The organism is Achromobacter sp. ACM04, assembly GCF_014851465.1.
Classification (GTDB): Bacteria; Pseudomonadota; Gammaproteobacteria; order Burkholderiales; family Burkholderiaceae_B; genus Achromobacter; species Achromobacter aegrifaciens.
On the sequence record NZ_JACUZS010000003.1, the window covers coordinates 700,193 to 725,380 of the forward strand.

23 protein-coding genes are annotated in these 25,188 nt (G+C 66.6%); 15 read left to right on the top strand and 8 right to left on the bottom strand.

Going from position 1 to position 25,188, the window contains the following annotated elements; all coding sequences use genetic code 11:
• Positions 1 to 191: 191 nt before the first annotated feature.
• Positions 192 to 515: a DUF2325 domain-containing protein gene (locus tag IB259_RS19590; RefSeq protein WP_054451313.1), complete on the top strand. Its 324-nt coding sequence runs from the start codon at positions 192 to 194 to the stop codon at positions 513 to 515.
• A 156-nt stretch (positions 516 to 671) separates the two neighbouring features.
• Here IB259_RS19590 and IB259_RS19595 read toward each other — a convergent pair whose 3' ends face one another.
• On the bottom strand, positions 672 to 1,331 hold the full coding sequence (locus IB259_RS19595) for a C40 family peptidase (RefSeq protein ID WP_054450662.1): 660 nt from the start codon (positions 1,329 to 1,331) through the stop codon (positions 672 to 674).
• 287 nt (positions 1,332 to 1,618) lie between these two features.
• On the opposite strand from IB259_RS19595, the gene IB259_RS19600 reads away from it, so the two are divergent.
• The 6 genes from IB259_RS19600 to ltaE all read left to right on the top strand — a co-directional run bounded on the left by IB259_RS19600 (position 1,619) and on the right by ltaE (position 9,536).
• Complete coding sequence (locus IB259_RS19600; protein ID WP_054450664.1) at positions 1,619 to 3,508, top strand: propionate--CoA ligase; 1,890 nt, start codon at positions 1,619 to 1,621, stop codon at positions 3,506 to 3,508.
• The gene (locus IB259_RS19605; RefSeq protein WP_192329943.1) at positions 3,505 to 3,912 is read left to right on the top strand and encodes a heme-binding protein; all 408 of its coding nucleotides are present in this window, start codon (positions 3,505 to 3,507) and stop codon (positions 3,910 to 3,912) included. Before IB259_RS19600 ends, IB259_RS19605 begins: the two co-directional genes overlap by 4 nt.
• Positions 3,909 to 5,249 (top strand): MFS transporter, encoded by a 1,341-nt coding sequence (locus IB259_RS19610; RefSeq protein ID WP_054450669.1) that lies wholly within the window; start codon positions 3,909 to 3,911, stop codon positions 5,247 to 5,249. Before IB259_RS19605 ends, IB259_RS19610 begins: the two co-directional genes overlap by 4 nt.
• Positions 5,250 to 5,466: 217 nt before the next feature.
• Complete coding sequence (gene acs / locus IB259_RS19615; protein WP_054450671.1) at positions 5,467 to 7,446, top strand: acetate--CoA ligase; 1,980 nt, start codon at positions 5,467 to 5,469, stop codon at positions 7,444 to 7,446.
• A 153-nt stretch (positions 7,447 to 7,599) separates the two neighbouring features.
• Entirely contained in the window at positions 7,600 to 8,487 is an 888-nt protein-coding gene (locus IB259_RS19620; RefSeq protein ID WP_119450963.1) for a DMT family transporter, read from the top strand.
• Positions 8,488 to 8,525: 38 nt separating this feature from the next.
• Positions 8,526 to 9,536, top strand: coding sequence for a low-specificity L-threonine aldolase (gene ltaE / locus IB259_RS19625; protein ID WP_119450962.1), 1,011 nt, complete (start codon positions 8,526 to 8,528; stop codon positions 9,534 to 9,536).
• Positions 9,537 to 9,549: 13 nt separating this feature from the next.
• Here ltaE and IB259_RS19630 read toward each other — a convergent pair whose 3' ends face one another.
• Entirely contained in the window at positions 9,550 to 10,884 is a 1,335-nt protein-coding gene (locus IB259_RS19630) for an aspartate aminotransferase family protein (RefSeq protein ID WP_192329945.1), read from the bottom strand.
• A gap of 159 nt (positions 10,885 to 11,043) precedes the next feature.
• Positions 11,044 to 11,925 (bottom strand): GntR family transcriptional regulator, encoded by an 882-nt coding sequence (locus IB259_RS19635; RefSeq protein ID WP_054450677.1) that lies wholly within the window; start codon positions 11,923 to 11,925, stop codon positions 11,044 to 11,046.
• 157 nt (positions 11,926 to 12,082) lie between these two features.
• On the opposite strand from IB259_RS19635, the gene IB259_RS19640 reads away from it, so the two are divergent.
• The 5 genes from IB259_RS19640 to IB259_RS19660 are packed head-to-tail and all read left to right on the top strand — an operon-like array spanning position 12,083 to position 18,363.
• On the top strand, positions 12,083 to 13,189 hold the full coding sequence (locus IB259_RS19640) for a C45 family peptidase (RefSeq protein ID WP_192329947.1): 1,107 nt from the start codon (positions 12,083 to 12,085) through the stop codon (positions 13,187 to 13,189).
• Between the two features lie 50 nt (positions 13,190 to 13,239).
• Positions 13,240 to 14,811, top strand: a complete 1,572-nt coding sequence (locus tag IB259_RS19645; protein WP_192329949.1) for an ABC transporter substrate-binding protein — start codon at positions 13,240 to 13,242, stop codon at positions 14,809 to 14,811.
• A gap of 6 nt (positions 14,812 to 14,817) precedes the next feature.
• Positions 14,818 to 15,762 carry an ABC transporter permease gene (locus IB259_RS19650; RefSeq protein ID WP_013392266.1) on the top strand — a complete coding sequence of 315 codons (945 nt, stop codon included), beginning with the start codon at positions 14,818 to 14,820 and terminating at the stop codon, positions 15,760 to 15,762.
• Positions 15,763 to 15,769: 7 nt separating this feature from the next.
• Complete coding sequence (locus IB259_RS19655) at positions 15,770 to 16,591, top strand: ABC transporter permease (protein WP_054450682.1); 822 nt, start codon at positions 15,770 to 15,772, stop codon at positions 16,589 to 16,591.
• Complete coding sequence (locus IB259_RS19660) at positions 16,588 to 18,363, top strand: ABC transporter ATP-binding protein (protein ID WP_192329951.1); 1,776 nt, start codon at positions 16,588 to 16,590, stop codon at positions 18,361 to 18,363. Before IB259_RS19655 ends, IB259_RS19660 begins: the two co-directional genes overlap by 4 nt.
• A 10-nt stretch (positions 18,364 to 18,373) precedes the next feature.
• Here the strand turns inward: IB259_RS19660 and IB259_RS19665 are convergent, their stop codons facing one another.
• The 4 genes from IB259_RS19665 to IB259_RS19680 all read right to left on the bottom strand — a co-directional run bounded on the left by IB259_RS19665 (position 18,374) and on the right by IB259_RS19680 (position 22,472).
• Positions 18,374 to 18,718 carry an antibiotic biosynthesis monooxygenase gene (locus tag IB259_RS19665; protein ID WP_175213962.1) on the bottom strand — a complete coding sequence of 115 codons (345 nt, stop codon included), beginning with the start codon at positions 18,716 to 18,718 and terminating at the stop codon, positions 18,374 to 18,376.
• Positions 18,715 to 19,818 (bottom strand): cytochrome, encoded by a 1,104-nt coding sequence (locus tag IB259_RS19670; protein ID WP_175161941.1) that lies wholly within the window; start codon positions 19,816 to 19,818, stop codon positions 18,715 to 18,717. The genes IB259_RS19665 and IB259_RS19670 overlap by 4 nt, the downstream gene beginning before the upstream one ends.
• Before the next feature lie 72 nt (positions 19,819 to 19,890).
• Positions 19,891 to 20,751 (bottom strand): NAD-dependent epimerase/dehydratase family protein, encoded by an 861-nt coding sequence (locus IB259_RS19675; protein WP_192329953.1) that lies wholly within the window; start codon positions 20,749 to 20,751, stop codon positions 19,891 to 19,893.
• Between the two features lie 74 nt (positions 20,752 to 20,825).
• Positions 20,826 to 22,472, bottom strand: coding sequence for an electron transfer flavoprotein-ubiquinone oxidoreductase (locus tag IB259_RS19680; protein ID WP_054450691.1), 1,647 nt, complete (start codon positions 22,470 to 22,472; stop codon positions 20,826 to 20,828).
• 112 nt (positions 22,473 to 22,584) lie between these two features.
• Here IB259_RS19680 and IB259_RS19685 point away from each other — a divergent pair, with 112 nt between their 5' ends.
• From IB259_RS19685 to IB259_RS19695, 3 genes are all read left to right on the top strand, one after another.
• Entirely contained in the window at positions 22,585 to 23,034 is a 450-nt protein-coding gene (locus IB259_RS19685) for a thioesterase family protein (RefSeq protein WP_054450693.1), read from the top strand.
• 185 nt (positions 23,035 to 23,219) lie between these two features.
• Positions 23,220 to 23,918 carry a CoA transferase subunit A gene (locus tag IB259_RS19690; RefSeq protein ID WP_025137174.1) on the top strand — a complete coding sequence of 233 codons (699 nt, stop codon included), beginning with the start codon at positions 23,220 to 23,222 and terminating at the stop codon, positions 23,916 to 23,918.
• Between the two features lie 11 nt (positions 23,919 to 23,929).
• Positions 23,930 to 24,583 (top strand): CoA transferase subunit B, encoded by a 654-nt coding sequence (locus IB259_RS19695; RefSeq protein ID WP_054450695.1) that lies wholly within the window; start codon positions 23,930 to 23,932, stop codon positions 24,581 to 24,583.
• A 44-nt stretch (positions 24,584 to 24,627) separates the two neighbouring features.
• Here the strand turns inward: IB259_RS19695 and IB259_RS19700 are convergent, their stop codons facing one another.
• Positions 24,628 to 25,086, bottom strand: a complete 459-nt coding sequence (locus IB259_RS19700) for a GNAT family N-acetyltransferase (protein ID WP_054450697.1) — start codon at positions 25,084 to 25,086, stop codon at positions 24,628 to 24,630.
• Positions 25,087 to 25,188 lie beyond the last annotated feature (102 nt).

Sequence of the window (25,188 nt, forward strand, 5' to 3'; positions counted from 1 at the left end):
CCGTTTCACGGGGGGCGAGAGGCGCGGCGTCATTGGGCGGCGCGCCTTTTTTCTTGATGCGTCGCGGTCCGCGCTATCCCCTTTCATGGGCTCATAAAAATAATTAAATAAGAACTGATCTCATTTGAGTTGACTAAAAAATAGGAATCATTATCATTACATCCAGTCTCAACGACCCAGTGAGGTTCATCATGACGGCAGGATTAAGTGCAGTGGTAGTGGGCGCCGACCGCCTTGGCAACATCCCGGATCTGCTCAAAGGACACAATATTTCGATCACGCACCACATCAGCGGGCGTGATCCCTCGCATCAAAAGAAGACGTTGCAACTGCCCTCGGGCACCCAGCTGGTCATCCTGCTGACCGACTTCCTGGGCCACAACGTCATGAAAACCTTCCGCAACGCCGCGCAACGTGGCGGCATCCGGGTCGTCGCTTGTCGGCGTTCGGTATGCAGCATGCAGCAGGCCCTGCAGCAATGCGGCCTGTGCCAGCGGGCTGGCTCTGTGCACTGAAGACACGGTCTGCCGCCGCCAAACAAAAAACTGGGGAGGCCGAAACGGCCTGCGGCCCAAAGCGCCGCGAAGAGATGGAAAAACGCCGCCGGACTGGAAAGTCCGGCGGCGTTTTGCTTGTAGCGGGGAGAGCCTGGCGGCTATCCTGGGAATGTGTCAGTTGGAGGCGCGGGCGGACGCCATCAGGCTGTTGTCCAGGCGGCGCGCGCCGTTGTAGCGCTTGGACCAGTAGGCCATGGTCATGTTTTCGACGCGGACCACGCCGCCAGCGCTGGGCGAGTGCACGAAGCGGTCGTCGCCCAGGTAGATGCCCACGTGCGAGTAGCGTCGGCCCAGCGTATTGAAGAAGACCAGGTCGCCGGCCTTCAGTTCGTTCTTGGCGACCGAGACGCCTTGCTGCGCCATCTCGGCGGCGTTGCGGGGCAGCTTCAGGCCCAGCGAACGTTCGGCGGTGTAGGTCACCAGGCCGCTGCAGTCGAATCCGGTATCGGGGGAATTGCCGCCGAAGCGGTAGCGGATGCCCAGATGGTTCAGGGCTTCGCTGACCAGGGCGTTGTCGCTGCTGACGCCCGAGTGGGTCTTCTGGCGTTCGCGCTTGAATTTCTGGCTTACCAGTACGCCGATGGGATCATCGGAGGTGGCGACCCATTCCGTCTCGTAGGGGTCAATCTCGGACGTATGGGCGGTTGACTTTTGATTTGTAGCGGCACAACCTGCCAGACCCACCACGCATGCAACCAACGCCAGCAAGCGCAGACCGCGAGTTGCTTGGCCGGAGGATGAATTCAGTCTCGCGTGGTTGGAGTGTCGATGCATGCGCCTGGGGGTGATTTGCAGATAACGGCAAAAAACACGGAATTCGCCGTGAATGTGGCCGAGATGTCAGCAAAATCAACATTGTTCTACAACTTCGCGGGGATTCTACCAAACTTTTAAGACCAGTTAGTTACGAAACCGGCGTTAATGTCCATGCAGCGTGGACATTTGGTAGAACATTTTGACTTGCGGCAAGCCTCGTGCAAGGTTTGCCTACCAGAATGACCGAAGGATCAGAGAAGAAATCAATCAGCCTTAAGGCCTAAGAAAGATAACAGGAGACATAAATGCAAAAAACCCGGGATTTCCATTACCGCTCGATACATGACCGCGACGCGTTCTGGCGGGAAGAGGCCGGCCGCATCCACTGGGAGACGCCGTTCGAGTCCGTGCTGGACTTCTCCCGGCCGCCGTTCGCCAAGTGGTTCACGGGCGGGCGCACCAATCTCTGTTACAACGCCGTCGACCGCTGGCTGCCGACCCAGGCCGAAACGCCGGCCCTGATCTGGGTGTCCACCGAGGTCGACCGCGAGCGCGTCTACACGCGCCAGGAAATGTACGAAGAGGTCAACGCCGCCGCTGCCATGCTCAAGGAGCTTGGGGTGGGGCGCGGCGACCGGGTGCTGCTGTACATGCCCATGGTGCCGGAAGCCGTGTTCACCATGCTGGCGTGCGCGCGGATCGGCGCGGTGCATTCGGTGGTGTTCGGCGGCTTCGCCTCGGTCAACCTGGCCCAGCGCATCGACGACGCGGCGCCCAAAGTGGTGGTCTGCACCGACGGCGGTTCGCGCGGCGGCAAGGTCGTGCCCTACAAACCGCTGCTGGACCGTGCCTTGGCGCTGGCCAAGACGCCGCCGGCCTCGGTGGTGGTGTTCGACCGCGGCCTGGCGCCGTTCGAACCCGTCGCAGGACGCGACCTGGATTACGAGACGCTGCGCCAGCGCCACCTGGGCGCGCGGGTGCCGGTGGAATGGCTGGAGTCCTCGGAGCCCAGCTATATCCTCTATACCTCCGGCACCACCGGCAAGCCCAAGGGCGTGCAGCGCGATACCGGCGGCTATGCCGTGGCGCTGGCCTCGTCCATGGAATACCTGTTCGACGGCCGCGCCGGCGACACCTTCTTCTGCACCAGCGACATCGGCTGGGTGGTGGGCCATTCGTACATCATCTACGGCCCCCTGATCGGCGGGCAGGCGACGGTGCTGTATGAAGGCACCCCGGTGCGTCCGGACGGCGCCATCCTGTGGAAGCTGGTGGAGCAGTTCGGCGTCAACACCCTGTTCTCGGCGCCGACCGCGGTGCGCGTGCTCAAGCGCCAGGATCCGGAGCTGCTCAAGCGCCACGACCTGTCCTCGTTGCGTGCGGTCTATCTGGCGGGCGAACCGCTGGACGAGCCGACCGCGCAATGGATCTCGGGCGGCCTGGGCAAGCCCATCATCGACAACTACTGGCAGACGGAATCGGGCTGGCCGATCCTGTCGGCCCAGCCTGGCGTGGAAAAGGTCCCGACGCGTTTCGGCAGCCCGTCGTTCCCGGTATATGGCTTTGACGCGCGCATCGTCAGCGAGTCCACGGGCGAGGATCTGGGCCCCGACCAGAAAGGCGTGGTGGCCATCGTGCCGCCGCTGCCGCCGGGCGCCATGTCCACCATCTGGGGCGACGACGAGCGCTTCGTGCAGACCTACTTCACCTCCATTCCCGGCCGCCAGGTGTATTCGACCTTCGACTGGGGCCTGGTGGACGCCGATGGCTACTGGTTCATCCTGGGGCGCACGGATGATGTGATCAATGTGGCGGGCCACCGGCTGGGCACGCGCGAGATCGAGGAATCCGTCAATAGCCACAACGCGATTGCCGAATGCGCGGTCGTGGGCGTGGCGGACTCGCTCAAGGGCCAGGTTGCGATGGCGTTCGCCGTGCTCAAGAATCCCGCCGGAGCCGAAACCGAGGAAGGGGCAAAGCGCCTGGAAGGCGATATCATGCGGCTGGTGGAAGAGCAGCTGGGAGCGGTGGCTAGGCCCGCCAGGATCCGGTTCGTGGGCGCATTGCCCAAGACCCGTTCCGGCAAGGTCCTGCGCCGCGCGATCGTCGCGGTATGCGAAGGACGCGATCCCGGCGATCTGACCACCATAGAAGATCCCACCGCCCTGGAACAAATAAAGGAGTCGCTGCAATGAATACCAAGCCCGTGCTGAGCGCCGAAGACGTCAAGAAGATTTTGGCTGCGGCCGAAGCACACGCCCTGCAGAACAAGTGGGCCGTCACGATCTCCGTGGTCGATGACGGCGGCCATCTGCTGGGCATGCTGCGCCTGGACGGCGCGGCTCCGATTTCGGCGCACATCGCGCCGGCCAAGGCCAAGACCGCGGCGCTCGGCCGCCGCGAATCGCGCGTCTACGAGGAAATGATCAACAATGGCCGCGTTTCGTTCCTGTCGGCCCCCTTGATCGACGGCCTGCTGGAAGGCGGCGTGCCGGTCGTGGCCGATGGCCATGTGGTCGGCGCGGTCGGCGTGTCGGGCGTGAAGTCGAGCGAAGACGTGCTGATCGCTCAAGCTGGCATCGCCGCCGTGGGCCTATGAGCCACGGCGAGCCGTCGGATGCGCCGGCCGGCGCATCCGCGCAGAACGCTGGAGCAGGGGGCGACGGCCCCCTGAATCCCGGCGTGGCCAAACGCGAGGTCTGGGCCTGGGCCATGTACGACTTCGCCAATTCCGGCTACACCACCGTGATCCTCACGGCGGTGTTCAGCACCTATTTCGTCGGTGTGGTCGGCGGGCGCGCGCCCTGGGCCACGCTGGCCTGGACCGCGGCGCTGTCGCTGTCCTACCTCCTCATCATGCTGACCATGCCCACGCTGGGCGCCCGCGCCGATGCGCGCGCCAGCAAGCGCCGCCTGCTGTTTTCGAGCACGGTGGGTTGCGTGGCCGCTACGCTGGTGCTGACGCAGGCCGGGCCCGGGGACGTCTGGCTGGCGCTGGCCGCCATCGTCATTTCCAACTACTGCTATTGCGTCGGCGAATCCGTGGTCGCGGCCTTCCTGCCGGAACTCGCGCGGCCCTCTGCGCTGGGCCGCGTTTCGGGCTGGGGCTGGAGCTTCGGCTATTGCGGCGGCATGCTCACGCTGGGCTTGTCGCTGGTGGTCGTGACGCTGGCCGAGGGGCGTGGCGAGACGGCCGAGCATTTCGTGCCGTGGGTCATCGTGGTCACGTGCGCGGTGTTCGCGCTGGCGGCGCTGCCGTCCTTCTTCCTGCTGCGCGAACGCGCGAAGCCGCAGGCCGGCAAGCAGGAGGCGCTGCACATGCTCAAGCGCCTGGCCTATGCCTGGCGCGAAACCGGGCAGCATTTTCCGGAGTTCCGCCGCCTGCTCATGTGCATCGCCTGCTACCAGGCGGGCATTTCGGTGGTGATCACGCTGGCCGCGGTCTATGCCTCGGAGGTCATGGGCTTCACCACGCCGCAGATCATGCTGCTGGTGTTCACCGTAAACATCGGCGCGGCGGCCGGCGCGTTTTCGTTCGGCTACGTGCAGGACCGCATCGGCCACAAGCCGGCGCTGGCCCTGACGCTGTGCGGCTGGATCGTGATGGTGCTGGTGGCCTACGCCGCCGTGACCGCGCCCGTGTTCTGGGTCGCGGCCACGTTGGCCGGGCTGTGCATGGGCACCACGCAGAGCGCGGGCCGCGCCATGACCGGCGCGCTGGCGCCCGCCGGCCGGCTGGCAGAGTTCTACTCGCTGTGGACCTTCGCGGTGCAACTGGCCGCGGTGATCGGTCCGCTGACCTACGGCCTGGTGACCTGGGCCACGCACGGCAACCACCGGCTTGCGATCCTGGTGACCGGCCTGTTCTTCGTGGGCGGCCTCATCCTTTTGTCGCGCGTGGACGTGAAGCGCGGGCTGGAACGGCGCGCCGCCTGAGGCGCGCCGTTCGCGCAGGCTGCTATCCTTATGGACTGTCCGGTGCCGCCGCGTCGAGAGCGCGGCGGCACGCCTTGATTACCCGGCGCCGGCCTTGCGCCGCGGGCTCCGGCCCGCATTTTGCGTAAGGTGCCCGTAAGAGCGCGGCGATACGGTTGCGGTTGGGTAATGAACAAGCGGCACAAACAAACAGAATTACCGATTGGAGACAAAGATCATGTCGAACGCTATTGAGTCCGTACTGGTGGAAACCCGGGTGTTCCCGCCGCCCGAGCGCGCAGCAGAAGGCGCCGCGATTCCCAGCATGGAGGCCTACAACGCGCTGTGCGCGCAGGTCGAAAACGATTTCGACGGATTCTGGGCCGGGCAGGCGCGCGACAACCTGCAGTGGACCAAGCCGTTCACGCAGGTCCTGGACGAATCGGACGCGCCGTTCTACCGCTGGTTCGGCGATGGCGAATTGAACGTGTCGGCCAACTGTCTGGACGTGCACCTGACCAACGGCAATGCCGACAAGACCGCCATCATCTTTGAAACCGACGACGGCAAGGTCAACAAGGTCAGCTACCGTGAACTGCTGGCGCGCGTCTGCCGCTTCGCCAACGGCATGAAGGCGCTGGGCTACAAGAAGGGCGACCGCGCCATCATCTACATGCCCATGTCGATCGAAGCCGTGGTGGCCATGCAGGCCTGCGCGCGCCTGGGCGTGACGCACTCGGTGGTGTTCGGCGGCTTCTCGGCCAAGAGCCTGCAGGAACGCATCATGGACGTGGGCGCGTCGCTGGTCATCACCGCCGACGAGCAGGTGCGCGGCGGCAAGACCATCCCGCTCAAGCCCGCGGTCGAAGAAGCCTTCACCATGGGCGGCTGCGAGGCCGTGAGCAAGGTCATCGTGTACCGCCGCACCGGCGGCAAGGTGCAATGGAACGAAGGCCGCGACCTCTGGATGCACGACGTCGAAGCCGGGCAGCCCGACACCTGCGAACCCGTGCCGGTCAACGCCGAGCATCCGCTCTTCATCCTCTATACCTCCGGCTCCACCGGCAAGCCCAAGGGCGTGCAGCATTCCTCGGCGGGCTACCTGCTGTGGGCGCTGCTGACGGTGAAGTGGACCTTCGACGCCCGCAAGGACGACGTGTACTGGTGCACGGCCGACGTGGGCTGGGTCACCGGCCACACCTACATCACCTACGGTCCGCTGGCCGCCGGCCTGACGCAGGTGGTGTTCGAAGGCGTGCCGACCTATCCCAACGCCGGCCGCTTCTGGGACATGATCGCGCGCCACAAGGTCACCACCTTCTACACCGCGCCCACCGCGATCCGCTCGCTGATCAAGGCCGCCGAGGCCGCGCCCGAAGCGCATCCGCAGAACTACGACCTGGACAGCCTGCGCATCATCGGCACGGTGGGCGAGCCCATCAATCCCGAAGCCTGGATGTGGTACCACAAGAACATCGGCCGCGAACGTTGCCCCATCGTGGACACGTGGTGGCAGACCGAGACCGGCGGCCACATGATCACGCCGCTGCCTGGCGCCACGCCGACCAAGCCTGGTTCCTGCACCTTGCCGCTGCCGGGCATTGCCGCCGCCATCGTCGACGAGACCGGCGGCGACGTGGAGCAGGGCAATGGCGGCTTCCTGGTCATCAAGCGTCCGTGGCCCGCCATGATCCGCAACATCTGGGGCGACCCGGAGCGTTTCAAGAAGAGCTACTTTCCCTCGGAACTGCGCGGCTACTACCTGGCCGGCGACGGCGCGCAGCGCGATGCCGACGGCTATTTCTGGATCATGGGCCGCATCGACGACGTGCTGAACGTGTCCGGCCACCGCCTGGGCACGATGGAAGTCGAGTCCGCGCTGGTGGCGCACGAACTGGTGGCGGAAGCCGCGGTGGTGGGCCGTCCGGACGACACGACGGGCGAAGCCGTGGTGGCCTTCGTGGTGCTCAAGCGTTCGCGTCCGGAAGGCGAAGAGGCGCAAGCCATCGCCAAGGTGCTGCGCGACTGGGTGGCCAAGGAAATCGGCCCCATCGCCAAGCCCAAGGACATCCGCTTCGGCGACAACCTGCCCAAGACCCGCTCGGGCAAGATCATGCGCCGCCTGTTGCGCGTGGTCGCCAAGGGCGAGGAAATCACGCAGGACGTTTCCACGCTGGAGAATCCGGCCATCCTGGATCAGTTGGCCAAGTCGCTGTGATCCTTCCCGTCCGCTTGATGGACGGGAACGGCCCGCCTGCAGCCTCCGCGGGAGGCAAGGCAGGCGCATAATGTCATACGCCCGTATCGGAACCGCCGGTACGGGCGTATTTGCTTTTTCGCGCCCAGAATTTTTTCCCACGGAGCCGTGCCAGTGAGCCGCAGCAGTTTCGATCGAGCAGGGCTAGCCCTGATGTTCAGCACCATCCTGGTCTGGGCGGGCAGCTGGATCGCGATGAAACTGATCGTTCCCTACATCGGTCCCTTCGACTTCGTGGCGCTGCGCTACGTTTCGGGCGGCCTGGTGCTGTTCGCGCTGGCCATCGCGATGCGGCGGCCGCTGGCGATGCCGCCCTGGAAGCTGACATTGCTGATCGGCCTGACGCAGACGGCCGGATTCCAGGGGTTTGTACAGACGGCGCTGGTGTCGGGCGGCGTGGGCAAGGTCTCGCTCATGGCGTACACGATGCCGTTCTGGGTGATCCTCTTCGCGTGGTGGCTGCTGGGCGAACGTCCCACGGCGCGGCATGGGGTGGGCATTGCGCTGGCCGCCATCGGGCTGGTCTGCTTCGTCGAACCCTGGAACGGCCTGGGCGATATCCGGCCCGTGTTGCTGGGGCTGGGCAGCGGCCTGTGCTGGGGCGTGGGCACCGTGCTGTCCAAGCGCATGTTCGAGCGGCACGCGCCCGATGTGATGACATTCACCGCCTGGCAGATGCTGCTGGGCGGACTGGTCATGACGCCGGTCGCCTTTCTGGTGCCGCAGATGCCGGCCCAGTGGGGCTGGCAGCTCTGGGCCGGCATGGCCTACATCGTGCTGATCGCGACCGCCGCGGGCTGGTTGTTGTGGCTGCTGGTGGTGCGACTGGTGCCGGCGTCGATCGCAGGCCTGTCCAGCCTGGGCGTGCCAGTCGTGGCCATGCTGTTCGCCTGGGCGCTGCTGTCCGAGCAGCCTACCGCGGCTGAGCTGGGCGGCATGGCGCTGATACTGGCCGGCATCTGGGTAGTGAGCCGCGCGGCGCCGGCGGCGCGCGCCGAATAAGCGCTTTCCATATTCCTTTTCCTATCCTGGGATTTTCCATGATCGATCTGCGTAGCGACACAGTCACCCGGCCATCCGCAGCCATGTTGCAGGCCATGGTCTGCGCGCCCCTGGGCGATGACGTGATGGGCGATGACCCGACCGTGATCCGCCTGCAGGAGGCGGTTGCCGAGCGCACGGGCAAGGCGGCCGGGTTGTTTTTCCCCTCCGGCACGCAAAGCAATCTGGGGGCTCTGATGGCCCATTGCGAGCGCGGCGACGAGTACCTGGTGGGCCAGCTTGCGCACACCTATAAGTACGAAGGGGGCGGGGCGGCCGTGCTGGGCAGCATCCAGCCGCAGCCCATAGAACATGCGGCGGACGGCTCCTTGCCGCTGGACAAGTTGACCGCGGCGCTCAAGCCCGAGGGCGACGCGCATTTCGCCCGCACCCGCTTGCTGGCGCTGGAGAATACTTTCCACGGAAAGCTGATTCCGGCCAGCTACGTGCAGGCCGCGACCGACTGGGCGCGCCAGCATGGCCTGGCGACGCATCTGGACGGCGCCCGCGTGTTCAACGCGGCCGTCGCCAGCGGCAAGCCGGTGGCGGACCTGTGCGCGCCTTTCGACACGGTGTCCATCTGTTTTTCCAAGGGCCTGGGCGCGCCCGTGGGGTCGGTGCTGGTCGGCAGCGTCGAACTCATCGCCCGCGCCCGCCGCTGGCGCAAGATGCTGGGCGGCGGTTTGCGCCAGGCTGGCGTGCTGGCCGCGGCCTGCCTGTATGCGCTGGAGCACAACGTGGAGCGCCTGGCCGAAGACCACGAGAACGCCCGGCTGCTGGCAGAAGGGCTGCGCGCCATTCCGGGCGTAAAGGTATTGAGCCAGGACACCAACATGGTGTTCGCGGAATTCGAGCCCGCGCGCTGCGATGAACTCACCGCCAAGCTGGCGGCTGACGGTATCCAGATGCGGGCTGTGTATGGCGGCCCGACCCGCCTGGTCACGCACCTGGACGTGTCCGCCGCGGACGTGCGGCAGGTGGTCCAGGCGGTGACCCGGCACCTGGCATAAGCGGGGCGGGCGCTCAGGCGTCCGCGCGCAGCACGTCCGACAAGACCGAGAACAATTCGTCGATCTGCGCGCGCTCGATGATGAGCGGGGGCGACAACAGCATGGTGTCGCCCGCCGAACGGATCAGGCAGCCGCGTTCCAGGCAGGCCTGGTGCACGGCGTACGCCCGCTGGCCGGGCTTGCCTTCCAGCGGTTCGAGTTCGATGGCGGCCAGGAGGCCGATGTTGCGGATGTCCACTACGTGCGGCAGTCCCTTCAGGCTGTGCGCCGCGTCTTCCCAATAGCGCCAGAGTTCGCGGCTGCGCTGGAACAGGCCTTCGCGGCGGCAGATGTCCAGGGTCGCGAGGCCGGCGGCGCAGGCCACGGGATGGCCGGAATAAGTGTAGCCATGCGACAGCTCGATGGCGCTGTCCGGCCCCTGCATGAACGCATCGTAGACATGCTGCTGCACCAGCGTGGCGCCCATGGGGATGGCGCCGTTGGTCAGCCCCTTGGCGCTGGTGATGATGTCGGGCGTGACGCCGAAGTGCGTTGAGGCGAACGCGCCATCGATGCGGCCGAAGGCGCAGATCACTTCGTCGAAGATCAGCAGGATGCCGTGCGCGTCGCAGATCTGCCGCAGCTTCTGCAGATAGCCCTTGGGCGGCACCAGCACGCCGGTCGAACCCGCCACGGGTTCCACGATGACGGCCGCGATGGTGGAGGCGTCATGCAGCGCGACGATGCGCTCCAGCGTATCGGCCAGGTGGGCGCCCCAGTCCGGCTGGCCGCGCGTGTAGGCCATCTGGCTGCGGTCATAGGTGTGCGGCAGGTGGTCCACGTAGGGCAGCAGATTGCCGAAAGGCTTGCGGTGGCCGGCGATGCCCGACACCGACAGGCCGCCGAACCCCACCCCGTGGTACGAGCGCTCGCGCCCGATCAGGCGCACGCGCTGGCCCTGTCCGCGCGCGCGGTGATAGCCCAGCGCGATCTTCAGCGCGGTGTCCACCGCTTCGGATCCGGAGTTCGAGAAAAACACGTTGGAGAACCCGGCGGGCGCTTCCTGGCGCAAGGACTCGGCCAGCTCGAAGGCCAGGGGATGGCTCATCTGGAACGACGGCGCGTAGTCCAGTTCATGGGCGGTGCGGGCGATGGCCTCGACGATTTCCGGGCGGCGGTGTCCGGCGTTCACGCACCACAGGCCCGCAATGCCGTCCAGCACGCGGCGTCCGTCCGGCCGGATGTAGTGCATGCCCTCGGCGGCGCTGAACAGCACGGGCGCGCGCTTGTAGCGGCGGTTCGCGGTGAAGGGCATCCAATAGGCTTCGGCGTTGATGGCGGGAGTGGGATGAGGCGCTGACGATGGCATGGGTGTTCCGGCGTGAAGAGATATTCGGGCTTTCTATTTTGTATTAATCAATTGATAAATACAATACAAGAAGACCCGAAGGTACGCCGCAACGCGGACGCCATGCGTGCCGAGGGCCCGCGACGGCGGGCTGGCGGATGAATGAAAGCGGAGAGGGTGTCAGGACACTTGCAGCGAGGTCTTCAAGTGGCGCCGCATGAGCTGCGAAGCCCACTCCTGGTCGCCGGCCTCGAGCGCGTCGATGATCTGCAGGTGTTCGCTGCTGGAGTTGATGAAGCGCGCGTCGCGGTAGAACGCGGCATGCTCTTCCAGTCGGCGCAATTGGTTCTGCTGCTGCACCGCCTGCAGGATGTAGCGGTTGCCCGAGAAGCGGGCCAGCATTTCGTGGAACGAGGCGTTGAGATTGAAGAACTCGGTGGCCGAGATGTCGGCGTCGCTGCGCGCGGCCAGCGCTTCATGCGCGGCGCGCATGCGGGCCAGCGCCTCGCGGTCCAGGCGGAACGTGGGTTCCAGCAGGCCGGCGCATTCGATCGTCATGCGGAAGCGGTAGCTCTCGTTGAGCGCGTCGCGGTTTTCCAGCGACGGCGCGAATTGCCAGCCATGGCCCTTGCGCTTCTCGATCAGGCCGTCCGCGGAGAGCTGCAACAAGGTCTTGGTCAGCACGCTGCGCGGCGCTGGATAGCGCTGTTGCAGGTCGCGCTCGGTAAAGGTTTCCGGCAGCTCGCGCGAGGCGCGGTCATCGATCAGGCGCCGGTATAGCTCGTCCTGGGTGGGGCCGGCGCCCTCGATGGCGGGGGGCGCGGCCGCCGCATGCGCCGCTACCGTGTAGCCGCTGTTGGGGCGGTGCGTGATGAGGCCCTGCGCGGCCAGCAGCTTCAGCGCGCCGCGCACGGGCGTGCGCGACACCTCGTAGCTCGCGGCCAACGTTTCCTCGGACAGGTGGTCGCCGGGCGCATGGCGCCGGGCCACGATGTCTTCCGCGATAAGGCGCGCCAGGTCGACTTGCAGCGGAGTGGGGCGGGCGGGAGCAGCGTTGGACATGAAGGATGGGCGCGAAGGGCGACGGAGTCGGAATGGTACCGGAGAGCTACGCGCGCAACGTTCGCGATAGTGGCCCCGGGGAAACCCTTGTATTGAACTTTTTCTTATATTAGTACAAAATTTGCCCGTCTTGAACCTTGCTCCGGAGCCTTGAGCCGTGACTTTGCCCACCCCCTTCCCCCTGGTCGATGTACAGGGCAGCCCATACGAGCGAGGCCGCCAGCATGGCGCCGCCGTCCCCGAGCGCGTGGCGCGCAGCGTGGCCCTCTACCGCGGGCAGCTGGAGCGGCGCGGCGTTGCCGCGGACCGCTTGAAGGAACTGGCCGCCGCCATGGTGCCGGTGGTGGGCGACTATGACGCGGCCTACCTGGAAGAGCTGCGCGGCATCGCCGACGGATCGGGCCAGGCGCTGGAGGATGTGGTGGTCATCAACTGCCGCACCGAAATGATGTTCGGCCATACCGAGCTGGGCCGCGCCCGCAAGGGGCTGGACGATGGCTGCACCGGCCTGGTCGTGCTGCCCGAGGCCGCCGCCGGCGGCAAGCTCATGCATGCCCATAACTGGGACTGGCGCGAGGAATGCGTGGACACCGGCATCGTGCTGCGCATGCGCCGCGAAGACGGCCCCGACCTGCTGGTGTTCACGGAAGCCGGCAGCCTCGCGCGCCACGGTTTCAACAGCGCGGGCGTTTCCCTGTCCGGCAATTTCCTGTCTTGCGAACACGACTATCAGCGCCCCGCCGAGGTGCCGCTGGTGCTGGTGCGGCGCAAGATGCTGGAAGCCAGCAACATCTGCAACGCCATGAAGGTGCTGTGGGCCTCGCGCCGCTTTTGCTCCAACAACCTGATGCTGGCGCAGGCGCAGGGCGAGGCGGTCGACCTGGAGTGCTCGCCCGACGAAATCTTCTGGATCACCCCCGAGGACGGCCTGCTGGTACATGCCAACCACTGGATCAGCCCGCCCGCGCGCGCCAAGCTGTTCGACAAAGGGCTGGCGGCCAATCCGGATTCGATCTACCGCCAGCGCCGTGTGCAGGACATGCTGGCGCGCGCCACGGGCGGCATCGACTGGGACACGGTCAAGCGCATCCTGGCCGACGACTTCGCCGCGCCCGACGGCGTGCTGCGTTCGCCCAAGCCGGCCAGTTTCGACAGCATCTCGGCCACGGTGGCCACCACCTTGATGGAGCCGGCCAGCGGCGTGATGTGGATCGCGCGCAAGCCCTACGAAGGACGCAACTTCGCGGAGTACCGGCTCTTCTGAGCCGGCCCCCAGACCCGTATGCGGCGAGCGCCGCGCCTGGAGTGATCCCTATGAATTCGCATGCTACGCGCGCCAAGAACGCGCTGCTGTTGTCCGCCGCGCTGGCCGCCGCCGTGGCCGCTCTGCCCGCCGCCGTGCGGGCGCAGGCCGCCGCGCCAGAAATCCGCTACGCCGAAGGGTCGGGCACGCCGACCACGCTGCCCGGCGGGCGGTCCCGCAACACTTCCACCGACAACGTGCTGGCGCACGTGGTGGAGTCCCTGGTGGCGCTACGCGCCGACATGAGCGTGGCCCCCATGCTGGCCGACAGCTGGACGCTGTCCGACGACAAGCGCGCCTATACCTTCAAGCTGCGCCAGGGCGTTACCTTCCATGACGGCACGCCCATGACCTCGGCCGACGTCAAATGGACCTACGACTACCTCAACGGCGCCCAGTCCGAGTACTCCTGCAAGAACCTCTACGACGGCAGCAAGGGCGCCAAGGTCGTGGCGGTGGAGACGCCCGATCCGGCCACCGTGGTGTTCAGGCTGGAGCAGCCCTACGCGCTGTTCCTGGACCAGATGGCCAGCGTGCAGTGCCCGATGCCGGTGCTGAGCGCCAGGAGCGTCGACGCCGACGGAAAGTGGGCCAGGCCCATCGGCACCGGTCCTTACGTGTTGGCGGAATGGAAGAAGGAACAGTACCTGCTGCTGACGCCGTACGCCGCCTACAAGCCGCGCGAGGAAGCGCCCAGCGGCATGGCCGGCAAGAAAGTGGCGCGGGCCAATGTGCGCTTCGTGGTGATTCCGGATGCGGCCGCGCAGAAGGCGGCGCTCATGGCGGGGCAGGTCGACGCCTACAACGCGGACGAAGACAATCTGCCGGCCAAGGACCCGCGCTGGAACATCGTTACCGAGCAGGGCCTGGACACCGTCAACCTGTTGATGCAGACGCGCGCGCCCTTGCTGTCGGATGTGAACATGCGTCGCGCCATCGCGCTGGCGCTGGACTTTCCCGGCATCGCCAAGGCTTTGAATAACGGCCAGGCGGCCTATAACCCTTCCCTGGTGCCCGCGGCCAGCGTCTACTACTCCGAGGCCGACCGCGCCGGCTACGAGAAGAACCTGAAAGAGGTCAAGCGCCTGCTCGATGCCGCCGGCTACCGCGGCGAGCCCCTGAAGCTGCAGGCCAACAAGCGCTATCCCTACCTGTACCGCGTCGCGGTGGTGACGCAGCAGCTGTTGGGCAAGGCCGGCATCAAGGCCGAGCTGGACATGCTGGAATGGGGCACCCAGGTGACCAACTTCCGCGAAGGCAAGTTCCAGCTGATGGCATTCGCGTATTCCGCGCGCACGGAGCCGGCGCTGATGTTCCGCGACGTGATCGGCGATAAGTCCAAAACGCCCATGGCCCAGTGGGAAAGTCCGGAGGCCGCGGCCATCCTGGAAGGCATAGAAGCCGAATCCGATCCTGCCGTGCGTAAGCAGGCCTTCGACAAGCTGCATGCCCTGATGCTGCGCGACACGCCGCTGCTGATGTACTACAACAAGCCCGGCTATGTGGTCGTCTCCAGCAAGCTGCAGGGCTTTACCGGCTGGCCGCTGCGCAAGCCGCGTTTCTTCAACGTGACCAAGAACTGAGGCGCCGTGCTGGGCTATCTACTCAAGCGCATCGCGGCGTCGGTGCCCACCGTGATCGTCGTCACGGTGCTCGTGTTCGCGCTGATACGCGCGATCCCCGGGGACCCGGCCTCGCTGATGCTGGGCGATATCGACAACCCGGCGCTGCTGGCGGAAATGCGCCACGCGCTGGGACTGGACCGTCCTGTAGGCGAGCAGTTCCTGATCTGGGTGGGCAACGCGCTGCAGGGCGACCTGGGCATGTCCATCGCGCGGCGCGAACCCGTGATGCATCTGGTGCTGACGCATTTTGCGGTGACGGCCCAGGTGGTGCTGACCGCCACGCTGCTGGCCTGCCTGGTGGCGGTGCCCGCCGGCATGGTGGCCGCCTGGCGCCAGAACCGCCGCGCCGACACCGCCATCGTGTCGACCTCGATCCTGTTCGTGTCCATGCCCAGCTTCTGGGTCGGCATCCTGCTGATCTGGCTGTTTGGCGTGAAGCTGAACTGGCTGCCGGTGTATGGCTTCGAATCCATCGCCCAGGGCGGACTGGGCGCGGCGCGGTATCTGGTGCTGCCGGTCTGCGCCATCGTGCTGACGGAAATCGCGGCCATCACGCGCATGATGCGCGCCAGCACCATCGAGACGCTGCGGCTGGAATACGTGGCGCATGCACGCGCCAAGGGCCTGCCGGAAAAGCGCGTCATGCTGCGCCATGTGCTGCCCAATTCGTTCGGCCCCACCTTGACGGTGATCGGCCTGATGCTGGGCCATCTGCTGTCGGGCGCCGCGGTGATCGAGACCGTGTTCACGCTGCCGGGCATCGGGCGGCTGCTGGTGGAAAGCATCTATGCGCGGGACTACCCCGTGGTGCAGGGCTGCCTGCTGTTCATCGCGCTCTTGTACGTGGCGGTCAACCTGGTGGTGGATCTGCTGTATCCGCTGTTCGACCCGCGCGTGAAGCTTCAATAGGATCATCATGGGCTTTAAACATACCAATGCCGTCCTGGGCGGCGCGCTGGTCGGGGGCGTCGTGCTGCTGGCCCTGGTCGGGCTGGTGTACACGCCGCACGATCCGCTGGAAGGCGATCTGCTGGCGCGCTTTTCGCCGCCGTCGGCGGAGTACTGGCTGGGCACCGATGAATTCGGCCGCGACGTGCTGTCGCGGCTGATGGCGGGCGCCGGGGTCAGCGTGGCGGTCAGCGTGTTTTCCGTGCTGCTGGCGCTGCTCTTGGGCACGACGATAGGCGTCACGGCCGGCTATGCGGGCGGCTGGGTCGATCGCGGCATCACCGTGCTGGTGGAATCGCTGATGGCGTTTCCGGGCCTCCTGCTCGCGCTCGGGATCATGACCGTGCTGGGGCCGTCCAAATGGGGCGTGGTGCTGGCGCTGGGCCTGGCGTATTCGCCGTCGGTGTCGCGCATCGCGCGCGGCGCGGCGCTGTCCCTGCGCCAGCGCGATTTCGTCATTGCCTCGCGCGCCACCGGCCATGGGGGCCTATGGACCGTGTTCCGCCACGTACTGCCCAACTGCCTGCCGCCGTTGCTGATCTTCGCGACCTCGATCTTCGGTTCCGCCCTGCTGGCGGAAAGCGCGCTGAGCTTCCTGGGCCTGGGCGTGCCGCCGCCGCTGGCCACCTGGGGCGGCATGCTGTCCGAAAGCCGCAACGCCATGGACCAGGCCATCTGGCTGGCGGTGTTTCCGGGCGCCATGATTTCGTTGAGCCTGCTGGGCATCAATCTGCTGGGCGATGCGGTGCGCGATCTGCTGGATCCGCGCATGCGGGGGGTGATGGCATGAGCGCTGCACAACCCTTGCTGTCCGTGCGCGACCTGGAGATCCGCTTTCCGGGCAAGCGCGACGCCGCGCCGGTGGTGAACCGGGTGTCATTCGATCTGCTCGCAGGCGAATCGCTGTCCATCGTCGGTGAGTCCGGCAGCGGCAAGACGCTGATCGGCAAGACGCTGCTGGGCCTGTTGCCCGATTCGGCGCGCATCACCGGCGGACAGGCGCTGTTCGAAGGCCAGGACCTGTTGCAGCAGGCGCCGCGCGACTGGCTGGCGAAGCGCGGCACCGGCATCGGCATGGTGTTCCAGGAGCCGATGGTGTCGCTCAACCCGGCGTTCCGCGTGGGCGAACAACTGATCGAGGCGCTGGTTCTGCGCCGTGGCATGGCGCGCCGCGAGGCCTGGGACGAAGCCGTCCGGATGCTGGAGCGGGTGCGCGTGCGCGACGCGCAGGATTGCATGAAGCGCTATCCGCATGAATTCTCCGGCGGCATGCGCCAGCGCATTCTGCTGGCGGGCGTGATGCTGCTCAAGCCGCGCCTCCTGATCGCGGACGAACCCACCACCGCGCTGGACTGCGTGGTGCAGAAGGAAGTGCTGGACCTGATGTGCGAACTGACGCGCGAGCAGGGCACGGCGCTGATCTTCATCAGCCACAACCTGGCGCTGGTGGCCGCGTACACGCAGCGCGTGCTGGTGATGTGCCGCGGCCGGGCGGTCGAGACCGGGCCGGTGGCCGAGGTGCTGTCGCGGCCGGCGGATCCGTACACGCTCAGCCTGCTGGACGCGTTGCCCAAGCGCGGTCCGGCCCGGCCTGCCGTCGAAGCGGCGCCCATCCTGCAGGTGGACGGATTGGCGATCGACTACTCGGTCCGCGAGAGCTGGTTCCGCAAGCGCGCGGTGCGCGCCGTGCACCGCGCGACGTTCGCGGTGGCGCCGGGGGAAACGCTGGCCATCGTCGGCGAATCGGGCAGCGGCAAGACCACGGTCATGATGTCCATCCTGGGACTGGTGCCGCAGGCCCAGGGGCGCATCGAACTGGACGGCCAGGCCTTGCCCGCGGGCGGTTCGGGGCAGTCGTGGCAGGCGGCGCGCCGGCGGGTGCAGATGGTGTTCCAGGATCCCTATTCATCGCTGGATCCGCGCATGACCATCGGCGACCTGGTGGGGGAGGGCCTGCGGCTGGAAGCCGGCATGACGGCGGACATCCGCCGCAAGCGCGTGGCCGACGCGTTGCGGGACGTGGGCCTGGGCGAGGACTACGCCGAGCGCTATGCGCACGAGCTGTCCGGCGGCCAGCGCCAGCGCGTGGCCATCGCGCGGGCGCTGGTGCTGCGGCCCGAGGTCATCATCGCGGACGAGCCAGTGTCGGCGCTGGACGTCACCGTGCAGAAGCAGGTGCTGGAGACTCTAATGTCGCTGCAGCGTTCACACGGCTTTGCCTGCCTGCTGATCTCGCATGACCTGGGCGTGGTCGAGCAGATCGCCGACCGCGTGGTGGTGATGCTGCGCGGCCATATCGTCGAAGAAGGCACGCGTGACGAAGTGTTCGACCGGCCCACGCATCCCTACACGCGCCGCTTGTTGCAGGCGGTGCCGGAACTGCGCGGCAACCGGACCGAGGGCTTTCGCGTGGAAGTGCGCGACCTGCCGGCGGGCCCGGGGCGCGACGAGGCCGATTACTTCGACCCCTCGTCCGCGCCGGGCCTGCCCGCAATGACGGCGGTACTCGAATCAGGCGCGACCCACCGGGTGGCGCTGGCGGCAGCCGCGGCCGGGGCCTGAGGCGGGGGCCTCAGCCGTGCCGCTCGCGGCTGTCGACGGGCGCCGCGTCGCGCTGGTTCATGCCGTAGTCGCGCAGCACCTGCGCCACGCGCAGGCGGTAATTGGCGAAGACGCCGCCGCGCCCGGCTTCCTGGGCCCGGCGGTGCGACTCCAGCGTGCGCCAGCGCTGGACCGCCGCTTCATCGCGCCAGAACGACAGCGACAGCAGCTTGCCCGGATCGCTCAGGCTCTGGAAGCGTTCGACCGAGACGAAGCCGTCAATGGCCTTCAGCTCGTCGATCAGGCTGGCGGCGATGTGCAGATAGGGATCGGGGTTGCCGTGGGCGGGTTCGACTTCGAATATCACTGCGATCATGGTGCTTGTTCCTCGGAAAAATCAAACTGCGGCACGCGCGCGTTGGGCAGCGGCCGGTAACGGAAACGGGCCGCCAGCGCGGCGGCATCCAGGCCTGCGCGCAGCAGGCGAGTGAGCGCGCCCGCCGCATGCAGGCGGGCCGGAAGGCGGCCCGGGCAGGCATGCCCGAAAGCGCCGAAAGTCCAGTGCGCCTCGGGTTGCACCGTGGCAGCCGCGGCCAGCACCAGCAGCACGGTCTGGCCGGCTTCGATGCGCAAGCCGCAGACGTCCATGCCCGCGGCGAGAAAGCGCCGCGTGTTGTGCAACGGCGGGTCGCTGCGTTCCACGTCGTCCACCAGGGCCAGCGCCGCAGCGTCCGTGAGATCCGCGCGCAGGCCGCGCCGTCCGGCCAGGACGATGGCGTTGCCCAGCAGGCCGGCGCCCGCCTCGCAGGACTGGAACAGCAGGCCGGCCAGGTTGGCGGCCAGCACCGCGGGCGCTATCTCCGCCCGCGCGCCGTCTTCGCGCAGCCGGCGCAGGGCCGGCGCGGCGTCGGGGGCTTGCAGATGCGATTCCAGGCGTGTCTGCAGGCGCTGCGCTGCGGCGTGTCCCGCTTCGATGCGATCCGCCGCTGCGGCGGCGGGCAGCGCGGACAGGAACGCCGCAATATCGGCGGCGCAATCTGCATACAGGTCAGGCGGCAGCCCCAGGAAGGCGGCTTGCGCATGCACCGGCGCGGCGCTCAGGTAACGGTCGACGGCGGCGGCGTCCAGGGGGCCGGGATCGGGACACGCGGGCGTACAGGGCCGCGCCGATTGTTCGCGGAGGTAGGCGCTCAGCAGGGCCTTCACCTGCGTGTGCGTTGCGCTGTCGTTCATGCGCACGAAGCGGCCGAAGAGTTCGCCCGCCGGGCCTGGACACAGCGCCTTGGGCACGGGCTCCGCGGCCGGGCGCACGCGCGCGGCCGGATGCTGCATGATGGCCGCTATCGCGTCCGGATGGCTGGCCACCCACAGGTCCAGCGCCGCCTCGCGATACAGCGGCCGCTCGCGCGCCAGCGCGGCGTAGTACGGGTAGGGGTCGGGGTGAGTGACCGCCTGCAGGGGATGGGCAGGATGCATGGCGATGGCCGGTAATGGATACGGCCGCCAGTATCCGCCAGCCTTGACGGCCACGATTCGATGCGCGGCGAACTATGCCTGCGGCGCGTCCGGGTTGCCTGCCGCCGCCAGCAGCGCGGCATAGCCGAGCCGCGAGTCCGGCCATTGCAGGGTGAAGCCGCTGGCGCGCAGGCGAGCGTTGCTCAGCTTCTTGCTGCCGACGTTGGCCGGCGCCGGCGCCTCGCGCGGCGCGGGGGCGCCGATCAGCCTGGCGAGGTCGGCATAGAGCTCGTGCAGGGGCAGCGACGTATCGTCGCAGCCTATGTAGACAGGCGCGACGTCGGGCAGCAGCGCCAGATGGACCACGGCCCCCGCCGCGTCGTCGATGTGGATGCGGTTGGCCCAGTGTTCGGGAGCGGTCGGCGCGCCTGCCGCGCCTTGGCGCAGGCGTTCGATCAAGTGCAGGCGTCCGGGGCCGTAGAGGCCCGCCAGGCGCAAGGCGGTCGAGGGCAGGCCGCGGGCCGCCAGCGCGGCTTCGGCCTCGAGCAGGATGCGGCCATTGACGCCCAGCGGCGCGGGCGGCGTGTCTTCGTCGACCCAGCCGCCTTCGTGTTCGCCGTAGACCGCGCTGGACGAGATGAACACGATGCGCTTGAGCTGTGTGGCGTCCAGCGCGTCCAGCACGTGTTTCAGGCCATCGACGAACACCGCGCGGTAGGCGGCGGCTTCGCGCGCGCCGGGCGCGGGCAGGTGGATGAGCCGCGTGACACCCGGGGGCAGGGCGGGCAGCCCGTCGGCGCGGGAGATGTCGCCCCGCAGCCAGTGGATGCCGTCCGCATCCCCTACCGGTGGATTGCGGCGCAGCGCGTAGACTTCGTCGCCGCGCGCCAGGAAACGCCGGGCCGCGCGCTGACCCAGGTCGCCGCAGCCGATAAGGAGTACGCGTTCGGTCATGGAGAGTTCTGTCTGTCGAAAAAAAAGCGCCCCGGGGGGCGCCTTCGGTGGCCGGGCGCGGGCGTCCGGTAGCGTTACATGCCGCTGTACACGGGCCCTTCGCCGCCTTGCGGGGCCACCCAGACGATGTTCTGGGTCGGGTCCTTGATGTCGCAGGTCTTGCAGTGCACGCAGTTCTGCGCGTTGATCTGCAGGCGGTCCTCGCCGTGGTCGTCCTTGACGAATTCGTACACGCCCGCCGGGCAGTAGCGCGATTCCGGGCCGCCATACTTGGCCAGGTTGACCTGCACTGGCACGGACGGATCCTTCAGCGTCAGGTGGACGGGTTCGTTCTCGTCATGGTTGGTGTTCGAGATGAACACCGAGCTGAGCTTGTCGAAGGTCAGTTTGCCGTCGGGCTTGGGGTAGTCGATGCGCGCGCATTGCGATGCGGGTTGCAGACAGGCGTGGTCGGGCTTGTTGTGGCGCAGGGTCCAGGGCATCTTGCCCTTGAGCAGCAGCTGTTCGACGCCGGTCATCACGGTGGCGATGGTGCGGCCCTTCTTGAACCACTGCTTGAAGTTGCGCGCCTTGTTTAGTTCCGCATGCAGCCAGGAAGACTCGAAGGCCGCGGGGTAGGCGGCCAACTCGTCCTGGCGGCGGTCAGCGACCAGCGCGTCGAACGCGGCTTCGGCGGCCAGCTTGCCGGACTTGATGGCGGCGTGGCTGCCCTTGATGCGCGAGGCGTTGAGGAAACCGGCTTCGCAGCCGACCAGCACGCCGCCCGGGAAAGTCAGCTTGGGCAGGGCCAGCAGGCCGCCCGCGGTGATGGCGCGCGCGCCGTAGGCGATGCGCTTGCCGCCTTCAAAGGTGCCGCGGATGGCGGGGTGCGTCTTGTAGCGCTGGAATTCGTCGAACGGCGACAACCAGGGGTTGGCGTAGTCCAGGCCCACGATCATGCCCACCGCCACCAGGTTGTTGTCCAGGTGATAGAGGAAGGAGCCGCCGTAGGTGTCGGCGTCCAGCGGCCAGCCGGCGGTGTGGATCACCAGGCCGGGCTTGGATTGGGCCGGATCGACTTCCCACATTTCCTTGATGCCGATGCCGTAGGACTGAGGATTGCGGCCGTCGTCCAGCTTATAGCGTTCGATCAGCTGGCGGCCCAACTGGCCGCGCGCGCCTTCGGCGAACACGGTGTAGCGGGCGTGCAGCTCCATGCCGGGCTGGTAATGGTCGGTGTGCGAACCGTCGCGGGCCACGCCCATGTCGCCGGTGGCCACGCCGCGGACCGCGCCGTTTTCGTCGTACAGCACTTCCACGGCTGCGAAGCCCGGGAAGATGTCCACGCCCAGGGCCTCGGCCTGCTCGCCCATCCACTTCACGACATCGCCCAGACGGACGATGTAGTTGCCTTCGTTGTGGAAACAGGGCGGCAGCAGCCAGTTGGGCGTGGTGCGCGCGCCGGTCTCGGACAGGAACATGAACTTGTCATGCGTGACGGGCACGTTCAGGGGCGCGCCTTTTTCCTTCCAGTCGGGGATGAGCTCGGTCAGCGCCAGCGGGTCCATGACGGCGCCGGACAGGATGTGTGCACCCAGTTCCGCGCCCTTTTCAAGTACGCAGACGCCGATTTCCTGATTCTTCTCAGCGGCCAACTGCTTAAGACGGATAGCAGTGGCCAGGCCGGCGGGTCCACCGCCAACCACGACCACGTCATATTCCATCGACTCGCGTTCAGACATTGCAAAGCTCCCCGTATGTATTCCATATATGGCTGGAAGTATTATCGGCGATTGTATTGCAGGCGGAGGCCATGGTTGCCTTCGTATTTCTTTTAGCCATCAGGAGTAATTGGTGAACGCGGACAAAACCTCAGCGCGGATCCTGGCCGTGGGAGATATCCATCAAGTCGAACTGCCTTTGCGGTGGGGCGACTCGGACGCTCTGAATCATCTGAACAATGCGATGTATTTCCGCCTCATGGAAGAGGCCCGGATACAGATACTCTATGGCGCGGGTTTCGCGCTCCCCGCAGATCAGGGGCTCATCCTGGCGCATGCGTCCTGCGATTTTCTGCGGCCGCTGACCTATCCCGCCAATGTGCTCGTGACGCACAAGCTCATGCGCATAGGCCGATCCAGCGCCGAATTCGAATTGCTGCTGGAGAAGGCGGGCGACGAAGGCGGTCCGTATGCCCGCGCGCGCAACGTGCTAGTCTGGATGGACTATGTGGTCAATGCGTCCGCCCCGTGGCCGCAAGAGGTGCTGTCCAAGCTGGGCGCCATGTTCAAGCCCGGGGCTTGAATCGGCGCCGGCCAAAATAGCGCGTGCGTTGGCCGGCCATGCCGGTAAAATCAGCGCAAAATCAAAAAAGCAATAAGGGCGCGCCACCCTAGGCGCCAGCCGCACAGGACTCCGTACGGTGTTGCTGGGACCGGCGCCGGCAGCCGCGCCCTCTTCAAGTTCGACCTTAACTAGGAGTTGGAGCGATGGACAAGGTTTTTGCAAGCGCCCAGGAGGCGCTGGCAGGCATCGTCAAGGACGGCCAGATGATTGCCGTGGGCGGTTTCGGCCTTTGCGGCATTCCCGAGGCACTGATTGCCGCGCTGCGCGATTCGGGCGTGAAGGATCTCACTTGCATCAGCAATAACGCGGGCGTCGACGGCTTCGGCCTGGGCCAGCTGCTCAATACGCGCCAGGTCCGCAAGATGATTGCGTCCTACGTGGGCGAGAACAAGGAATTCGAGCGCCAGTACCTGTCCGGCGAACTCGAGCTGGAGTTCACTCCCCAGGGCACGCTGGCCGAGAAGCTGCGCGCCGGGGGCGCCGGCATCCCGGCCTTCTTCACCCGCACCGGCGTGGGCACCATCGTCGCCGACGGCAAGGAAATCCGCGAGTTCGACGGCCAGCAGTACGTGATGGAGCGTTCGCTGGTGCCGGACGTGTCGCTGGTCAAGGCGCACATCGCCGACCGCAGCGGCAACCTGGTGTTCCGCAAGACCGCCCGCAACTTCAATCCGAACGTCGCCATGGCGGGCAAGTTCACGGTGGTCGAAGTCGAGGAAATCGTTGACACCGGCAGCCTGGATCCCGATCAGATCCATCTGCCCGGCATCTATGTGCATCGGATCGTGCTGAATGCAACGCCCGAAAAGCGCATCGAACAACGCACCACTCGCCCGGCCTAAGGAGAACAGACATGGCATGGTCCCGCGATGAAATGGCGGCACGCGCCGCGCGCGAGCTGCAAGACGGCTTTTATGTGAACCTGGGCATCGGCTTGCCGACCCTGGTGGCCAACCACGTGCCCAAGGGCATGGAAGTGTGGCTGCAATCCGAGAACGGCCTGTTGGGCATCGGCCCGTTCCCCACCGACGATGAAGTCGACGCCGACCTCATCAACGCAGGCAAGCAGACGGTCACGACCTTGCCCGGCTCCTCGATCTTCTCGTCGGCGGATTCGTTCGCGATGATCCGCGGCGGCAAGATCAACCTGGCCATTCTTGGCGCCATGCAGGTGTCCGAAAAGGGCGACCTGGCCAACTGGATGATTCCGGGCAAGATGGTCAAGGGCATGGGCGGCGCCATGGACCTGGTGGCGGGCGTGGGCCGCGTCGTGGTCCTGATGGAGCACGTGGCCAAGAAAAAGGACGGCACCGAGGACATCAAGCTGCTGTCCGAATGCAACCTGCCGCTGACGGGCGTGGGGGTGGTCGACCTGATCATCACCGACCTGGGCGTGATGGAAGTCACCGAAAACGGCCTCAAGCTGCTGGAAACGGCGCCGGGCGTGACGGTGGACGAGATCAAGTCCAAGACCCAGGCCAAGCTGGACGTGTCGGCAGTCAAGTAATCCTTGCGCCGCACCCATGAAAAACGCCCCTCCGGGGCGTTTTTTTATGCCGTTTCGTCGAGCCGCATCCCCACATGCGGGATGCCGTCCTCGATGTACTCCTCGGTGACCTGCACGAAGCCGTGGCCGCCGTAGTAGTTGCGCAGGCGGGCCTGCGCGCCCAGGTACATGGCGCGGCCGGGCCAGCGCAGGCGTACTTCCTGCATCGCGTGGCGGATCAGCTCGTGGCCCAGGCCCTGGCCGCGGGTCCAGGGGGCGGTGATGACGCGTCCGATCTCGATCTGGCCGTCCTTCAGCGACGGATCCAGGATGCGGCAATAGGCGGCGAGCTTGCCGTCCTGCCAGGCCATCAGGTGCGAGGTCTGCCCGATCAGATCCTTGCCATCCATGTCCTGGAAGATGCAATTCTGTTCAATGACAAAGACTTCCGTGCGCAACCGCAGGATCGCGTAGATCTCGGTCACGGTCAGTTCCTGGTGCGGCTTGCAGATCCAATCGGGCATAGCGTCAATCCGGTGTGGCGGGGTGGGGGCCATTAGGGCGGGCCTTAGCGTACCTCAAACCGACCCCGTTTTATTCGATGCACTGTTACATGTTTTCACGGG